Source organism: Massilia sp. R2A-15 (assembly GCF_030704305.1).
GTDB lineage: Bacteria > Pseudomonadota > Gammaproteobacteria > Burkholderiales > Burkholderiaceae_D > JAFCUW01.
Window position 1 is genome coordinate 4,037,242 of the sequence record NZ_CP131935.1, and the last position, 17,592, is coordinate 4,054,833.

The 17,592-nt window shown below is 65.8% G+C and carries 11 protein-coding genes; 4 read left to right on the forward strand and 7 right to left on the reverse strand.

Features of this window, described 5'->3' with window-relative positions; genetic code table 11:
- Window positions 1-132: 132 nt before the first annotated feature.
- The 3 genes from Q4S45_RS18625 (at window position 133) to Q4S45_RS18635 (ending at window position 4,088) form a co-directional block, all read left to right on the forward strand.
- Entirely contained in the window at window positions 133-402 is a 270-nt protein-coding gene (locus Q4S45_RS18625; protein WP_305506869.1) for a GlsB/YeaQ/YmgE family stress response membrane protein, read from the forward strand.
- 63 nt (window positions 403-465) lie between these two features.
- Window positions 466-1,743: a phosphatidylserine/phosphatidylglycerophosphate/cardiolipin synthase family protein gene (locus Q4S45_RS18630; RefSeq protein ID WP_305506871.1), complete on the forward strand. Its 1,278-nt coding sequence runs from the start codon at window positions 466-468 to the stop codon at window positions 1,741-1,743.
- Window positions 1,744-1,928: 185 nt separating this feature from the next.
- Complete coding sequence (locus Q4S45_RS18635) at window positions 1,929-4,088, forward strand: S46 family peptidase (protein WP_305506873.1); 2,160 nt, start codon at window positions 1,929-1,931, stop codon at window positions 4,086-4,088.
- Window positions 4,089-4,342: 254 nt separating this feature from the next.
- On the opposite strand, the gene Q4S45_RS18640 is transcribed toward Q4S45_RS18635, so the two are convergent.
- Window positions 4,343-5,818 (reverse strand): amino acid permease, encoded by a 1,476-nt coding sequence (locus Q4S45_RS18640; protein WP_305506875.1) that lies wholly within the window; start codon window positions 5,816-5,818, stop codon window positions 4,343-4,345.
- A gap of 229 nt (window positions 5,819-6,047) precedes the next feature.
- On the opposite strand from Q4S45_RS18640, the gene Q4S45_RS18645 reads away from it, so the two are divergent.
- Window positions 6,048-7,238, forward strand: coding sequence for a globin domain-containing protein (locus Q4S45_RS18645; RefSeq protein WP_305506877.1), 1,191 nt, complete (start codon window positions 6,048-6,050; stop codon window positions 7,236-7,238).
- A 9-nt stretch (window positions 7,239-7,247) separates the two neighbouring features.
- On the opposite strand, the gene Q4S45_RS18650 is transcribed toward Q4S45_RS18645, so the two are convergent.
- From Q4S45_RS18650 to astB, 6 genes are all read right to left on the reverse strand, one after another.
- The gene (locus tag Q4S45_RS18650; protein ID WP_305506879.1) at window positions 7,248-8,009 is read right to left on the reverse strand and encodes a PEP-CTERM sorting domain-containing protein; all 762 of its coding nucleotides are present in this window, start codon (window positions 8,007-8,009) and stop codon (window positions 7,248-7,250) included.
- Between the two features lie 161 nt (window positions 8,010-8,170).
- The gene (locus Q4S45_RS18655; RefSeq protein WP_305506881.1) at window positions 8,171-9,028 is read right to left on the reverse strand and encodes a head GIN domain-containing protein; all 858 of its coding nucleotides are present in this window, start codon (window positions 9,026-9,028) and stop codon (window positions 8,171-8,173) included.
- A gap of 213 nt (window positions 9,029-9,241) precedes the next feature.
- Entirely contained in the window at window positions 9,242-10,354 is a 1,113-nt protein-coding gene (locus Q4S45_RS18660; protein WP_305506883.1) for an NADH:flavin oxidoreductase/NADH oxidase, read from the reverse strand.
- A 47-nt stretch (window positions 10,355-10,401) separates the two neighbouring features.
- Window positions 10,402-11,379: a succinylglutamate desuccinylase gene (locus Q4S45_RS18665; RefSeq protein WP_305506884.1), complete on the reverse strand. Its 978-nt coding sequence runs from the start codon at window positions 11,377-11,379 to the stop codon at window positions 10,402-10,404.
- A complete protein-coding gene (locus tag Q4S45_RS18670; protein WP_305506886.1) occupies window positions 11,379-16,079 on the reverse strand; it encodes an NAD-glutamate dehydrogenase domain-containing protein in 4,701 nt (1,566 codons plus the stop codon). The genes Q4S45_RS18665 and Q4S45_RS18670 overlap by 1 nt, the downstream gene beginning before the upstream one ends.
- Before the next feature lie 168 nt (window positions 16,080-16,247).
- On the reverse strand, window positions 16,248-17,591 hold the full coding sequence (gene astB, locus Q4S45_RS18675) for an N-succinylarginine dihydrolase (protein WP_305506888.1): 1,344 nt from the start codon (window positions 17,589-17,591) through the stop codon (window positions 16,248-16,250).
- Window position 17,592: the final 1 nt, after the last annotated feature.

Sequence of the window (17,592 nt, forward strand, 5' to 3'; positions counted from 1 at the left end):
TTTTGACATTTTCAAATCGTCGCCGCTACGTTCGTTGCCGCACCGACCAAGCGATTTCCGGAGACTAGACTTTTTAACAAGGCCAGCGATATTCAATGGTCTCGGGCTAAATTCAACTTAAGGAGAATCACCATGTTATTCATCATCTGGATCGTCGTCGGCGGCATCTTGGGTTGGCTTGCAAGCCTTGTCATGAAAACGGACGCCGAGCAAGGCATGATCCTCAACGTCGTCGTCGGTATCGTCGGATCCTTCCTGGGTGGCTGGTTGCTGTCCCCGCTGTTTGGTACCGGGACCATCAATTCGGACGACTTCAGCGTCACTTCCCTGCTGGTGTCGTTCCTGGGCGCCGTCATCCTGCTGGCCATCGTGAACCTGTTCCGCCGCGGCCGGACTCGTTAATATGCACCACCCCAAATAACCAACGCTTCGGCGTTGGTTTTTTATTTTTCGGACACTAATCGAATGAGAACCAAGCCCGTGGTCATTGCCCTCGTCTCCTGCGTCGTTACCCTGATTGCCGGCTTCCTGGCGCTCAACCTCATGCCGAGCGAAAAGAAGATCGAGCATCAGCTGACCAGGAAATACGACCTGGAAGACCCGCAGTTCCGCCGCTCGATGAGCGTGCTGCTGGGACCGCCCATCGTCGAAGGCAATAAGGTCGAGGTGCTGCTCAACGGCGACGAGATCTTCCCGGCCATGCTCGACGCGATCAAGCACGCCGAGCGCACCATCACGTTCGAAACCTATATCTACTGGTCCGAGACGATCGGCAAAGAATTTTCCGACGCGCTGATCGAGCGCGCCAAGGCCGGCGTCAAGGTGCACGTGCTGCTCGACTTCATCGGCAGCATCAAGATGGACCAGGCCTCGGCCGACGCGATGAAGGCGGCCGGCGTGCAGCTGCAGCGCTATCACAAGCCCGTATGGTGGAAGCTGACCCGCCTGAACAACCGCACCCACCGCAAGCTGCTGGTGGTCGACGGCAAGGTGGGCTTTACCGGCGGCGTGGGCATCGCCGACAAGTGGCGCGGCAAGGCGCAGGACGCCGACCATTGGCGCGACACCCACTTCCGCGTCGAAGGCCCGGTGGTCGGCCAGATCCAGGCCGTCTTCACCGACAACTGGACCAAGTCCACCGGCCGCGTGCTCGACGGCGACGCCTACTTCCCGCAGCTCGAACCGAAAGGCACGCACCCGGCGCAGATGTTCTCCAGCTCGCCGACCGGCGGCAGCGAGAGCATGCACCTGATGTACCTGATGGCGATCACCGCGGCGCACCACTCGATCCAGCTGTCGAACGCCTACTTCGTGCCGGACGAGCTGACCATCAAGGCGCTGCTGGCCGCGGCCAAGCGCGGCGTCAAGATCCAGATCATCACGCCGGGCCCGATCATCGATTCGGACGTGGTGCGCTCGGCCTCGCGCGAGCAGTGGGGACCGCTGCTGCAGGCAGGGATCAAGATGGCCGAGTACCAGCCGACCATGTTCCACGTCAAATGCCTGGTGGTGGACGGCCTGCTGGTGTCGGTCGGCTCGACCAACTTCGACAACCGCTCGTTCAGCCTGAACGACGAAGCGAACCTGAACGTGTTCGACCATGCGTTCGCGGCGTCGCAGCAGAAGGTATTCGACGCCGACTGGGCCAAGGCCAAGCCGATCACCTACGCGGCGTGGGAGAACCGGCCGTGGAAGGAAAAGGCGATGGGCAAGGTGGCGTCGCTGATTGGGGCGCAGCTGTAAATACGGATGCTGTCGCACCTGCGGAGGCAGGTGCCCATGCTGAATATGCTCAACATGGGTACCTGCCTTCGCAGGTACGACACCCTCGAAAATTCAGGTTGACTATTGGGTAGGCGGTAAGGATACTCTTGAACGCTCCGGCAACGATCCGGAGCAGTTCGATCACTCTAGAGAGACCACCGCGCATGAAGAAAACCCTCCTGACGCTCGCCATCCTGAGCACCTCCGCCGCGTACGCCGACGAAGGCATGTGGATGCCGCAGCAGCTGCCACAAGTAGCCAAGCAACTCAAGGCCGCCGGCCTCAAGCTCGATCCCGCCACCCTGACCAAGCTGACCGAATTCCCGATGGGCGCGATCGTCAGCCTGGGCGGCTGCTCGGCGTCGTTCGTCTCGCCGCAAGGCCTGATCGCGACCAACCACCACTGCGTCTACAACAGCGTGGCCGTCAACTCGACGCCGCAGCGCGACCTGCTGGCCAACGGCTTCCTGGCCAAGAGCTTCGCCGAAGAACTGCCGGCCGCGCCGGGCAGCCGCGTCTTCGTCACCGAGGGAGTGACCAACGTCAGCAGCCAGGTCATCACCCCTGAAGTCGCCAAGCTCTCGGGCAAGGCGCGCATCGACGGCATCGAAAAGAACGAGAAGAACATCGTCGCCGAATGCGAAAAGGATCCGGGACACCGCTGCACCGTGGCCAGCTACTACGGCGGCCTCGAGTTCTACCTGCTCAAGCAACTGGAAATCCGCGACGTGCGCCTGGTGCACGCGCCGCCGGCCGGCGTGGGCAAGTTCGGCGGCGACACCGACAACTGGATGTGGCCGCGCCACACCGGCGACTACGGCTTCTACCGCGCCTACGTCAGCAAGGACGGCAAGGCCGCCGACTACTCGAAGGACAACGTGCCTTACGTGCCGAAGCACTTCCTGAAGATCGCCAAGGAAGGCGTCAAGGAAGGCGATTTCATCATGGCGCTGGGCTACCCTGGCCGCACCAACCGTCACCGCCTGCCGTCGGAAGTGGCGTCCACCTTCGGCTGGAGCTACCCGGCCTTCATCAAGACCTCGGCCGAAACGCTGGCGATCATCGAGCGCGAGACCAAGAACGATCCTGCGGCCAAGCTGAAGTACGCCGGCCAGGTCGCCAACGTCAACAACTACTACAAGAACCGCAAGGGCATGCTGACCAGCTATGAAGGCAGCGATTTCCTGGCGCGTAAAACCAAGGAGCACGCGGACCTGAAGGCATGGGTCAACGCCAATCCGGCACGCCAGAAGGAATACGGCGCCGACATCGAGAAGGTCGAGCAACTGATCGCCGAGCGCGATGCGCAGATGAAGCGCGACTACTACCTGATGTCGTCGTCGCCGCGCCTGCTGTCGGCAGCGCGTTCGATGTACCGCCTGGCCAACGAAAGCGCCAAGCCGGACACCGAGCGCAAGTCGGGCTACCAGGAACGCGACCTCAAGCGCTTCCAGTCGAGCATCGGCGGCCTCGATCGCACCTACGACGCCAAGGTTGACAAGGCGCTGGTCATGAACAGCCTGACCAAGTATGTCGCGCAGCCTGCCGCATCGCGCGACGCCAACTTCGACGCCGCGATGGGCATCAAGGACGGCATGAGCGCATCGGACCTGTCCGCCCTGCTCGACCGCATGTACGCCGGCACCACGCTGGGCGACACCGCGCAGCGCACCGCATGGCTGAAGAAGTCGCCGGCCGAATTCAAGGCCAGCAACGACCCGTTCATCAAGGCTGCGGTCGCGATGTACGAAGGCGGCTTGAAGCGTGAAGCGGAAGACGAGGAACTCGGTGGCAAGATCCAGGAAGCGTACGCCAACTACATGAAGGCCAAGATCGCCTACATGAACAGCAAGGGCCAAGCGGTTTATCCGGACGCCAACGGCACGCTGCGCGTCACCTTCGGCAAGATCGCCGGCCGCGACCACGGCGCCGACGGCACCGGTTCGTGGACCGCGTTCACCACGGTCAAGGGTGTGGTTGCCAAGGCGACCGGCGAAGGCGAGTTCAACGCGCCTGAACCGCAGCTGGCGGCGATCCGCGCCAAGGACTTCGGCAAGTTTGTCGATCCGAAGCTGAAGACCGTTCCGGTCAACTACCTGGCTACGCTGGACATCACCGGCGGCAATTCGGGTTCGGCTGCATTGAACAGCAAGGGCGAGTTCATCGGCCTGGCGTTCGACGGCACGCTCGACTCGATCATCTCCGACTGGGACTTCAACAAGGCCAACACGCGCGACATCCAGGTCGACGTGCGCTACATCTTGTGGAACATGAAGCACGTGGACCACGCCGACAACCTGCTGAAGGAAATGGGCGTCGAGTAAGCGCCCGCAGCAGGGGGTCTGGTCCCGCGGACCTGCCCCCATTTGAAGAATCCACGCACCGCGAGGCTGCGTGGATTTTTTTTTGGTGCGGCTATCGGCATCGGCCGCGGACAAACACGGGGTCAGGTCCGGCGGACCTGACCCCAGACCTTGGGCCGCGGCTTAAAAAAAAGCCACGCTAGCAATCGCCGCGTGGCTTTTTCAAGATGGGGTCAGGTCCGCAGGAGCGACGGGGACGCCGAGTCCCCGCCCGATCATGCGGCGACTTTGTTCAAGCGCGAATTGCGCATCCCGTAGAAGAAGTAGGTCAGCACCGCCACCGTCATCCAGATCGCGAACACCCGGTAGGTCGTCATCGACAGTCCCCACATCAGGTACAGGCAGGCGGCAATGCTCAGCGCCGGCACCAGGTACGGCCCGAACGGCACGCGGAAGCCCTTCACGCCCGACTCGCCTTCCTTGCTGCGCAATACCGGCACCGCGATCGACACCACGATGAACGCCGTCAGCGTGCCCATGCTGACCATGTCCCACAAGAAGGTCGCATCGACCAGGCCGGCGACGATGCCCACCACCACGCACACGATGATGGTGTTCCCGACCGGCGCCAGGGTGCGCGGATGGACTTTCTGGAAGGTCTTCGGAATCAGGCCGTCGCGGCTGATCGCGTACAGGATGCGGGTCTGGCCGTAGATCGTCACCAGCGTCACGCTGAACACCGAGATCACCGCGCCGGCCGACAGCACCAGCGCCGGCCACGCCTTGCCGGTGACGTTTTGCAGGATCACCGCCAGCCCCGCCTCCTGGCCTTCGAACAGGTGGGCCGGCTGGGCGCCGATCGCGGCCACCGCCACCAGCATGTAGAACACCGTGACGATGGCCAGCGCCGACAGAATCGCCACCGGCACATTGCGGGTCGGGTCGCGCACTTCTTCGCCCGCCGTGGCAACCGTATCGAGGCCGATGAACGAGAAGAACACCGTGGCCGCCGCCGCGGTCACGCCGGCGATGCCGCCCGGCGTCTTGGCCGAGGCCTCGTAGAAGAAGGGATGGAAGTTGGCGCTGTCGAAGCCGGAGAAGGCGATGGCGACAAAGAAAATCAGGATCGCCAGCTTGATCATCACCATGACCGCGTTGGCGGTGGCCGACTCGCGCGCGCCGCGAATCAGCAGGATCCCGCACATCACCACCAGCAGGATCGGCGGCAGGTTGATGTGCCACTTGTGGATTTCGACGCCATTCGGGCCGGACGCCACCATCGCCGTGCGCAGCGCCTCGGGGATCTTCCAGCCGATCGCATTCGACAGGAAGTTGTTCAGGTAGTCCGACCAGCCGATCGCGGTGGCGCTGGCCGCCAGCCCGTATTCGAGCAGCAGGCAGAACGCCATGATGAAAGCGGCGAACTCGCCCACCGTGGCGTAGGCGAACGAGTACGAGGAGCCGGCCGCGGGAATCCGGAACGACAGCTCGGCGTAGCACAGCGCGGTCAGGCCGGCGGTGATCGCGGCCATCAGGAACGACAGCACCACCGACGGCCCCGCCTTCGGCACCGCTTCGACCATCGTGAAAAAAATCCCGGTGCCGATGGTCGCGCCCACGCCGATCATCGTCAGCGGAAACAGGCCGATGCTGCGGCCCAGCCGGCCGGCGGCGGGCGCATGGCTGTGCTCGGCCTCCTTGCGGTCGGTCGGTTTGGTGCGGATCAGCTTCTGGCCGAGTGTCAGGTTCACGGTAGTCCTTTGTTTTTACAGGATAATGTTGGCCGCCGCGGATGCCGGACGCCAAAAACCTGACGATTATAGGGCCATAGCTTTGTCTTACGCATATCTTTTAGCACAGGATTTAAAGATGCATTATCGATGCATGTATAGTAGAATGGCGCCGGCAGCAGGCAAATTACGCCCGTGCTGCCGGCAATAACATGCATTTTAGATACCAGATATAAGCAAAAGGAATTTCATGATCTCCGCCGCATCCCGTCCCTACATCGACGCCAGTGTCGCCGTCCTGCGCGAGCATGGCCTGACCATCACCACCGAATTCTACAAGCGCATGTTCGCCGCGCACCCGGAGCTATCGAACCTGTTCAACATGGGCAACCAGGCCAGCGGCGCGCAGCAGCAGTCGCTCGCTTCCGCCGTGTTCGCGTATGCCGCCAACATCGGCACGCCGGAAGCGCTCGGCCCGGTCGTCACCCGCATCGTCCACAAGCACGTCTCGGTCGGCATCCGGGCGGAGCACTACCCGATCGTCGGCCAGCACCTGCTTGGCGCTATTGCCCATGTTCTTGGCGATGCCGCCACGCCCGAGCTGATCGCCGCCTGGGCCGAGGCCTACGGTTCGCTGGCCAAGCTGTTCATCGAAGCGGAAAAGAACATGTACGAGCAAGTGGGAATCGAGCCGGGCCAGACCCGCGCCATGCGCGTGACCGAAGTGACCCCGCAAGGCTCGCAGGTCAAATCGATCCGCTTCGTCGCCGAAGACGGCGCCCCGCTGCCCGCGTTCAAGGCCGGCCAGTACATCAGCGTCACCGTCAACTTCGGCGACGGCCGCAGCCAGCTGCGCCAGTACAGCCTGTCCGATGCGGCCGGCGACAGCCTGCGCATCTCGGTCAAGCGCGAGCCGGCCGGCCAGGCCACGCCGGCGGGCGAAGTATCGAACTGGATCCACGATAACGTCGTCGCCGGCAGCACGCTGCTGGTGTCGCCGCCGTGCGGCGAGTTCACCATCGACACCGAGTCGGACGAGCCGGTCGTGCTGCTGTCGGCAGGCGTGGGCATCACGCCGATGATCGGCGCGCTCAATCGCATCGCCCAGGTCAACCCGCAGCGCCATGTGATCTTCGGCCACGCCGCGCGCGACCTCGCCCACCAGGCGCACGCCGGCGACATCGCCGCGGCCAAGGCGGCCATGCCGAACCTGCAGGTGGTGACGTTCTATGAAAACCGCGACGGCGCGACCGACGCGCTGCAAGGCCTGATGACGCTCGACGCCATGCCGTCGTGGCCGCGCGCCGAAACCGACGTCTACATGTGCGGCCCGCTGCCGTTCATGCAGGCGCAGTGGCTGGCGCTGGTCAAGGCCGGCGTGCCGCCGGCGCGACTGCACCGTGAAGTGTTCGGTCCCGACCTGCTGGACCACCTGCTGTAAGCTGCTCCGTCAGCCCGCGCGCCGCTTCGTGCGGCGCGCCGCGGCCAGCCCGGCCATGCCGAGCGCCAGCAGCAGCGCGGAGCCAGGTTCGGGCACATCGACGGCCAGCGGGTCGAAGTGGAGCATCAGGCCGACGTCGTTCAGGCTGACGTTCTGCGAGAAATCGATGAAGTTCAGGCCCATCGACTCGTCATCGCCGCGAATCCCGCCCACGCTGGCGTAGTGCCGCAGGTTGTTCAGGGTGGCGTACTGGAACTCGATGTCGTTGCTGCCCTCGTGCAGAATGGCCTGGAACAGGTTCGCCGCGCCCACGCCGTTCGCGTCCGAATCGTCATACTCGTTGCCGTCCCACGTCACCACCAGTTCCCGGTTGCCCGCGCTACCGTTCGTTTGCGTGTACACGGTGCCGAACAGGTCGAACCAGCCGGCCTGGATGGTCCTGGTCGGTGCGCCGAAGCTCATGGTCGCGTTGCAGCAGTAATCGCCGGCGTTGTCCGGCTCGAATCCCATCAGGCCATTCACCGAGATCCAGGCGGCGCTGCCGGCGGCGTAGTCCCGGCCGTAGAAATTGAAGGCGAACGGCAGCACGAACGACGTCCAGTCATCGTCGCCGGCGAAGGCGCTGGCCGTGCCGCTGACGGTGCGGAAGTCGGCCGCGACCTGGCGGCCGGAGTAGCCGATATCGGTCCCGATGTATGCCGCATGCGCGCTCGCGCCAATCAACAGCAGCATGCCGCCCATCGCCGCCAGCACGGCGTTCCTGATTCCCATTGCAACTCTCCCTGAAATTCCTGTCGCCGGCAGGCCGTCGGCGTTTAACCGCGGAATATCTTATCAGAAAGAGTTGCTTTTACAATAAAAAACTTTCCTGTTGGTCAGCGGCCCTTTGATACCGAAAGGAGGCCGCCGTCCAGGACCCCGCGCCGCTCAACTCAGTTCAGCACCGCCACGTTCTTGCCCGTGACCGAACGCTGGGCCGGATTGCCATAGACAGTGATATGACCGGAGCCGCTGCTCTGCGCCTGCAGGCTGCGCTTGACCGTGGCGGTGATATCGCCCGAGCCGCTGGCGATCAGGTCGGCCTGTTCGCTGGCGAGGGCGGCCAGGTTAATGCCGCCGGAGCCGCTGGTGTGCGCGTTGACCGAGGCGACCGCGCCGCTGGCCTGCAGCGAGCCCGAACCGCTGACGTGGGCGGTGAGCGAATTGCCCTCCACCTGGCCCAGTGTGGTGCGCGACGAGCCGCTCAGGTTGATGTTGGCGTCGCCGCTTTTCAGGGCGGCCGCGTTGACGTGACCGGACCCGGACAGGCGCAGGTCGAAGCGGCTGACGCGGCCCGACAGGTTGACGGCGCCGCTGCCGCTCTTGGAAAAGTCCAGCGGCCCGCCATTCAGTTCGCTGATGGTCAGCCGGGTCGAGCCGCTCGCGTTCACGTAATTCAGCGACGGCACGGTGTAGGTCACGCGCATGCTGTTGTTGCTGCGCGCGCTGCCCTGCACCCACATGCGCAGCACACCGCCCACCACCTCGGTGCGGATCATCGGCAGCAGGTTGCTGTCGGCATCGACTTCCAGCGACGGCGCCACGCCGACGCGCACATTCACTTCCAGCGGACCGCTGACATCGATGGCGCTGACGTTGCCCGCAGCGCGCACGTCATGCGCCAGCACGCCGTTGCCGGTCACGGTGTCGCTGCTGAAAACGGATTTGACTTGCACATCGTCGTTGCCGGTGACGATGACGGCGCAGCCGGACAAGGCGATGAGGCAGCCGACGGTAAGCAATGAACGCATGGTTTGGACCTTTGTATTGTTGTTGGTAGTGTCCAGACGATAGCAGCCGCCCCGGCGGCCGGCACCGGGCGTGCGACGAACTGCAAGAATCGCGGTATAGGCGGCAAAACCAGAATGTCGTACCTGCGAAGGCAGGTACCCATAGTGAATGTGCTTTCCCCTTTCTGCCCGCTCAGCATGGGTACCAGCCTGCGCTGGTACGACAATCCCGCGTCAGCGCTGGCCGAGCTTCGTCTCGCCGAACAGCTGCTTGTACTCGCGCGGCTGCGAGCGCCAGTACTGCGGCGGCGCCTGCACCTGCGCGCCCAACGCCGCGGCGGCGTGCCACGGCCAGCGCGGATTGAACAGCATCGCGCGCGCCAGCGCCACCATGTCGCACTGCTTGCTGACCAAAATCTGCTCCGCCTGCACCGGCTCGGTGATCATGCCCACGCCGATCACCGGCATGCCGGTCTCGCGCTTGATGCACTCCGCGAATCCGATCTGGTAGCCCGGTCCGACCGGGATCTTCTGATGCGGCGACACACCGCCGCTCGACACGTGCATGAAGTGGCAGCCGGCCTGCTCCAGCGCCTGCGCGTAGGCCACGCTCTGCTCCACGTCCCAGCCGCCATCGACCCAGTCGTAGGCCGAAATGCGCACGCCCACCGTCATCTCCGGCGGCACCGCAGCGCGCACGGCGCGGAACACTTCGAGCGGAAAGCGCATGCGGTTGGCCAGCGAGCCGCCGTAATCGTCCTGGCGCCTGTTCGACAGCGGCGACAGGAACTGGTGCAGAAGATATCCGTGCGCCGAATGGATCTCGATGGCGTCGAAGCCGAGCGCGTGGCTGCGCTTCGCCGCGCTAACGAAGCCGTCGATCACGCGCTGCATTCCGGCCGCATCGAGTTCGTGCGGCACACTCTCGCCCTGCGCATGCGGAACGGGCGACGGCGCCACCGTCTGCCAGCCGCCGTCGCCGGGCGCGATGTTCGCCCCGCCCTCCCACGGCACCGCCGACGACGCCTTGCGGCCGGCGTGGCCAAGCTGGATCGCCAGCTTGATCGGCGAATGGCGGCGGATGCTCTGGACGACCGGCGCCAGCGCAGCCGCGTGCTCGTCCGACCACAGGCCCAGGTCCCGGGACGAGATTCGCCCTTCCGGCACCACGGCGGTCGCTTCGAGGAACAGGATGGCTGCGCCGGACAGCGCCAGGTGGCCGAGGTGGATCATGTGCCAGTCGGTGGCCAGGCCTTCGTCGGCCGAGTACTGGCACATCGGCGCGATGGCGATGCGGTTGTCGAGTTGAAGGGGTCCGAGCGAAATGGGCGAGAACAGTTGACTCACGGGCGGCTCCAGGAGATGGACGAGCCGCCAGTCTACACCGCTGCCGATCAGGCGGTGCGCACCACCATCAGCCCGGCGCGCAGGCCCGCGCGCACGTCGGGATTGGGGAACACCACCAGCTCCTCCTGGTCGCCGACACGGTACACGGTGTCGCCGTCGGTGGCGATCACTTCGCCGGCAGGGATCGCGGTGAAGTTCTGCGTGTCGCGGCCGAACGCCATCTTGAAATCATCGGAAATCTTGATGATCTCCTGGGCGACCTTGAACACATGCGCGCGCGCCTTGGCCGCTGCCGGGGCGGCGCCGCGCAGCAGGTCGCCCAGCGCGGTCTCCACGTCGGCAAACCGGGTCAGATCGTTCTGGCCTAATGTCCCAACCCGGCCCAGTTCAACCGTGCTGGCGGCGGCGCCGTGATGCTCCGCCGACCAGTAACTGTAGGTGCCCGCCGATTGCGGGTTCATGATGATGGCGCCGATGGCGGCCTGGCCGAGCCAGTCCACCAGCTTTGCCTTCGGTCCGTCAGCCACCAGGTCCGGCACCACCGCGAAGGTGGGATAGACCGAAGGCCGGATGGCCGTATGCAGGTCGAGGTGCCAGCGCACCGGTCCCGCATCGGCAAAGAACGCGGTCGTGGCTGCGATCATCGCGTCGGCACGCGCGGCTTCCGCGGTACCGGCCAGCGATCCCCGCTGCGCGCGGAACATGCGGTTCAGGTCCGCGTCGATGAAGCGCTTGCCCGCCGCGATGGCGTCGATGTTACCGACGCAGACCATCAGGTCCACCGCGAGCGCCGAAGGCTGGAGCCGGTCGAGGACCTGCGCCAGCATTTCGATCGGCCCGGTTTCGTCGCCGTGCACGCCAACCGACACCGCAACGCTCGCGCGCTGCGTGCCGCCCGGCGCCTTGATGGTGACGATGCCGGGCGCCGGCAGCGCAACACTGAAACCTGCCTCAGTGAAGCGCTGCGCGAGCGCGCTGAAGTCCGCCGATGCCAGCTGGCGGACCGCTGCCGATAGTGTCGCCATCAGGCCGCGACGGCGTTGGCCGCCTCGGACAGCGCCCACACGTCGAGCATTGCCTGCTCGAGGTCAGCCGGCGCTGCGTAGCCGGACAGACCCATCCCGGCAGTGACCGTGCCGACCGCGTCCAGCGGCTTGGCGCCGCCGTTCGACTTGGCCAGTACCTGCATCAGCAAGCGCTGCTGCGTGCGGCGCAGCGCCTGCATCGCGTAGTTACGCAGCTGATCCTGCGACTTGCTGTGCGACGCCAGCTTCAGGCCGCGTTCCAGCGTATCGATGCCGGCCTGGCCGCGCAGCGCCATGCCAACTTGCAGGAACTGCGCCAGCGTCATGCCGGCCGGACGCTGCACCGACACTGCGGCGAACAGGAAGGTCGCGACCGATTCGATCGCATCGACGGCTTTCCACGCCTGCGCGAACGTGACCGGGAGGCCCGGCACGCTGTCCGCTTCGGCGTGGGCAGGCATCAGCTGCTGCAGCATGCCCGGTTCGGCGAACAGGCGCGAGAGTTCTTCCATGCCGCCAGCCTGCTGGGTCGCGGCGACCGACAGCACGCCCTCGAGCACCGACTTGAACAGCACGCGGGTGCGCGCATCGACCTTGACCGAGGCAACGCGCGGCACGTTCAACGCGTCGGCGTCGAGCGCGGCGAAGATTGGCGCCAGGTTCAGCGCCGACCATGCCTGGCCCCAAGCCTTGACCACTTCGGTCTCGTCGATCGCGTGTTCGACGGCGAGGTCGCGGATCAACAGCGGGCCGCAGCGGTTGACCGACTCGTTGGCCAGCACGGTTGCCAGGATCGTGTTTGCCAGCGGGTGCGCCAGCGGGTTACGCGTGGCGACCAGCTGCGCCGGGAAGTAAGGACGCAGCACCGACTCGGCCCAAGGCAGGTCGGTCAGCGGCAGCGCGGCCAGCAGGCGCTTGAAGCGGTTCTTGACGTTGGCGATCACCACTGCCAGTTCCGGCGTGGTCAGGCCGATGCCGTTGGCCTTGCGGCGCGCCAGCTCGGCGTCGGTCGGCAGCTGCTCCAGCTCGCGCGACAGGGCGCCTTCTTTTTCGAGGCTGGTGATCAGCGAGGCGTAGCCGTCGACCACGGCGGGGTCGGCCTGCGCCTGCACTTCGCGCACCAGCAGGTGCGTCTGCAGTTCGTTGTCGCGCAGGACCAGGTCTTCGACATCGAGGGTCATCTCGTTGAGGATGCGGTTGCGGTCCGCCTCTGGCAGTTCGCCGGCATTGACTTCGGTGTCCAGCCAGATCTTGATGTTGACTTCATGGTCGGAACAGTCCACGCCGGCCGAGTTGTCGATCGCATCGGTGAAGATGCGTCCGCCCGCCAGCGCGAATTCGATACGGCCGTTCTGGGTCGCGCCCAGGTTGCCGCCTTCGGCCACGACCTTGCAGCGCAGCTGGTTGCCGTCCACGCGGATGTTGTCGTTGGCGCGGTCCTTGACCTGTGCGTGGGTTTCGGTCGACGCCTTGATGTAGGTGCCGATGCCGCCGTTGTAGAACAGGTCCACCGGCGCCAGCAGGATGCGGTGCATCAGCTCTTCAGGCGACAACGAGGTTTCGGCGATGTCGAGCGCCTGGCGCACCTGCGGCGACAGTTCGATCGAGCGGGCGCTGCGCGGGAACACGCCGCCGCCGGCCGAGATCAGCTCCTTGTTGTAGTCGTCCCACGACGAACGCGGCAGCGCGAACATGCGCTCGCGCTCGGCGAACGACACGGCGACGTCCGGGGTCGGGTCGAGGAAGATATGACGGTGGTCGAACGCGGCGAGCACCTTCAGCTGGCGCGACAGCAGCACGCCGTTGCCGAACACGTCGCCAGACATGTCGCCCACGCCGACCATGGTGATCGGGGTGGTGTTCATGTCGTGGCCCATTTCGAAGAAGTGGCGCTTGACCGCTTCGAACGCACCCTTGGCGGTGATGCCCATCTTCTTGTGGTCGTAGCCGTTCGAGCCGCCCGACGCGAAGGCGTCGCCCAGCCAGAAGCCGCGCTGCACGGCGATGCTGTTGGCGATGTCGGAGAAGGTCGCGGTGCCCTTGTCGGCGGCGACCACCAGGTACGGATCGTCCTGGTCGTAGCGGACCGTATCAAGCGGCGGCACGATGACGCCGCGCACGCGGTTGTCGGTCACTTCCAGCAGGCTGGAGATGAACAGGCGGTAGACTGCTTCGCCTTCAGCGGCGATGGTCTCGCGCACGGCGTCCTTCGGCATCTGCTTGCAGACGAAGCCGCCCTTCGAGCCGGCCGGCACGATGACGGCGTTCTTCACCATCTGCGCCTTGACCAGGCCGAGCACTTCGGTGCGGTAGTCTTCCATGCGGTCCGACCAGCGCAGGCCGCCGCGGGCCACAGGGCCGCCGCGCAGGTGCACACCTTCGAAGCGGCGCGAGAACACGAAGATCTCGCGGTACGGACGCGGTTCCGGCACCAGCGCCAGGTTGCTGGTGTCGAACTTGAAGATGATCTTGTCGCCCTTCTGGTCGTTCTGGAAGTAGCTGGTGCGCACGGTGGCGAGCACCAGGTCGATCAGCGCGGCGAGGATTTCTTCGGTGTCGGCGTGGTTCACCGACGCCAGCTTCGATTTCATCGCGGCCAGCTTGGCGCTGCCCGCTTCATGGTCGGCTTGCGACAGTTTCGGATCGAAGCGCTGGACGAAGGCGTCGACCAGCTCCTTGACCATCATCGGCTGGCCGCGCAGCGTTTCGGCCATGTAGCGCACCGAGAACTTGCTGCCGGTCTGGCGCCAGTAGCTGATGTAGGCGCGCACCAGCTGCACTTCGCGCATGCGCAGGCCGCCTTCGATGGCCAGGCCGTTCAGGCGGCCGTCTTCGGCTTCGTCGTTGAACAGCGAGGCAAACAGTTCTTCGGCGACGGCGATCACGTTCGGCTTGGCCAGCTTGGCCGCGCTGTCGGCGTCCACCGCCAGGCTGGTGACGAAGTGGCGCGAGCCGTCGGCCATGTTGATGCCAAAGGTCTGCTCGCGGTCGATCGTGACGCCGGCGTTGTGCAGCGCCGGCAGGATGCGCGACAGCGACGGCACCGAGCCGGTCGAGTACAGGCGCACCGAGGCGGCGCCGGCATCGTCGGCTTCGACGCGCACCGACACGTGGCCAGGCTGGCCGTTGCGCAGCAGCGCGCCCAGGTCGCGGAAGGCGACGGCAGGCGCGGTGGCGGCGACGTAGTTCACCGGCAGCGTGGCGCAGAGTTTGCGCAGGTTGGTGCGGAACGGGGTATCGGTCAGATTGTCGGTCAGCGACGCGAAGGTGTCGTGCCAGCCATCGAGCACGGACAGCAGCGGACGCTGGATGTCGTCTTCGAGGTCGAGCGGATTGCGCGCGGCGTGGGCGATCAGGTAGACGCGGGCCAGCGGGCCGTCGGCGACCAGGGTCTGCACACGCACGTCGCTGGCGCCCGAGCTTTCCTTCAGCGCGGAGGCCAGCGCTGCGGCGACGGCGGCGCTGTAGCGCTCGCGCGGCAGGTACACCAGCACGTTCAGGTGGCGCGCATAGACGTCGCGGCGGGCGAACACGCGGGCGCGCGGCTGCTTGTACAGCGAGACGACCGAGCTGCATACCTGCGCCAGCCATTCCGGCTCGGCTTCCAGCGCTTCGGTGCGCGGCAGCGATTCGAGGATCTCGAGGAATTTCTCGGCGCGGAAGCCTTCCTGGCGCACGCCGGCCAGCGAGAGGACCTTGGCGACGCGGCCGCGCGCGAACGGCAGGCGCGCCAGCGGGGTCGAGGTGGCGGCGCGGGTGAACAGGCCGACGAAGCAGTGTTCGCCGAGGATGTTCCCTTGCGCGTCGGTGTTGCGCACGCCGATGAAGTCGAGCGGCTGGTCGCGGTGCAGCGTGCCTTCGACGTCGGCCTTGACGATCGACAGGGTGTCGGCGCGGCCGGACAGGGTCACCAGGTCGCCCGGGATATTGGCCAGGCAGGTGCCGTAGACAGGGTGCGAGGTGTCCTGCAGCACGCCGATGCGGCTCGGGATGTCGCGTTCGAGTTCGCGCACGCCCGGCTTGACGACGTAGTAGGCGTAGCCGAACGGCTCGAAGCCTTCGTTCTTGGCCCACTCGAGGAATGCGGCCACTTCAAGGCCGGCGCCGCCGTGCGCGGCGGCCTGCGCGGCAACGGCGGTCAGGCGGTCGGCCATCGCAACGGAGTCGCGGCGCACCACGGCGGCGTCGCGCGCCACCATGTGCAGGCGCGCGGTGAGCGCAGCCAGTTCGTCGGCGCCGAGGTCTTCCGACAGCAGGCACAGGACGTAGGATTCGAGCGGGGCGCCCGCTGCGCCGACCGCCACCACGGTGCCGGCCGCGTCGCGCTGCACCGGCAGCACCGCGTTCATCACGCCCGAGACGGCCACGCGCTGCTTGCGCATCGCCATGACGATCGAGTCGACCAGGTAAGGCATGTCGTCGTTGAGGATCAGCAGTGCGGTGGCCATGCCGCCGCGGCCATCGGAGTAGCGCATCTGTTCGATTTCGCAGCCGGGCGCTTCGCGCGTCGCGGCCTGCGTGAAGCCATCCCACAAGACCGGCGCGAGGCTGGCCGGCACGGTGCCCGCGAGGTCCTCCTCGTCCAGCGATTTGATCCAGGCGCTGATCAGCGCGGAAACCTGGCCGCCGGCAGCCGAAGGCTGGTTGGCGTTGACCATGTCGAGTGTCTGCGAGCGCAGATCTTGTGGCGTTTGTGTCATCGTTACATCTCCAATACGAGTGTTATTGCATCGTGCCCGCGCCGGCTTGTGGCCTTGCGGTCGCGATCTAAGGCAGACCGGGGTGGCCGGTCCAAAATTCAGTCAAAAATCGACGCTGCCGGTATTAGACCAGCTAACGGCAACGTAATCAAACCCCGCGAGGCGCCGTTACGACAGGTCGTACAATCCAGGCAACCCGAGGATGCGTTCCAGTTCTTCGAGCGCTTGCGCGCATTCGATGGCCAGCTGCGGATCGGCCAGGTCTTTCGGTTCGAGGCGGTCGCGGTAATGCGTTTCGACCCATTCGGCCAGTTGCGCGTACAGCGCCTCGGTCATAATGACGCCCTGGTGCATCGCCCGGGACTCGGCCTCCGTCAAGGCCACGCGCAGGCGCAGGCACGCAGGCCCGCCGCCGTTGCGCATGCTCTGGCGCAGGTCGAATTCGATCAGTTCGTCAACCGGGCCGCCCTCGCCCACCAGCCGTTCCAGGTAGCGCGACACCGCGGCGTTCTCGCGGCATTCGTGCGGGATCACCAGCGCCATCGCGCCATCGGGCTTGCTCAATAGCTGGCTGTTGAACAGATAGCTGGTCACCGCGTCGGCCACCGGCACGTCGCGCGTATCGACCCGCAGCGGCGCCAATTGTGCGCCTGCCGCATCCATCGCAGCGCGCAGCTGGTTCAGGACCTGGGTTTCGTCGGCGAAGGCCTGCTCGTGATAGAACAGCACATTGCCGTTGCCGACGGCGATGACGTCGTTGTGGAACACGCCCTGGTCGATCACGTCGGGATTCTGCGAGGCGAACACGGTGCGGCCGGCATCGAGCTCGTGCAGGCGGGCGATCGCTTGCGACGCTTCGAGGGTCTGGCGCGCGGGGTAGCGCTTCGGCGCCGGCGCGGAAGGATCGAATTCGACGCGGCCGTAGACGAACAACTGCACGCCCTTGTCGCCGTGGCTGGCGGCCAGCCGGGTGTGGTTGGCCGCGCCCTCGTCGCCGAAGGCCGGCGTCGATGGCAGCGCGTCGTGCACGGCGAAGTGGCGCTCGTCGCCGAACAGCGCGCGCAGGGTGCGGGTCGACTGCACGTGCTCGTGCGCGCGGTGCAGCTTGTTGTTCAGGTTCGCCGCGGTGAAGTGCGCGCGGCCGTCGCCGCTGTCGGCGGACGGGCTGACGGTGGCGGCGTTGGCGGTCCACATCGGCGACGCGGAATACGCACAGGCCAGGATGACGGGCGCTTCGCGATACGCGCGCGCCAGCACGTCGGCGTCGGTGCCGCCGAAGCCGAGGCGGCGCAGCATGCGGAAGTCGGGACGCGCGTGCGGCGGCAGCACTGCCTGGGCGAAGCCGCGCGCCGCCAGCGCGCGCATCTTGGCCAGGCCCTGCAGCGCGGCCTGCTTTGGATTGGAAGCGCTCTTGACGTTGCTGAACGAAGCGACGTTGCCGAACGAGAGCCCGGCGTAGTTGTGCGATGGGCCGACCAGGCCGTCGAAGTTATATTCGCGTGCAGATGGCATC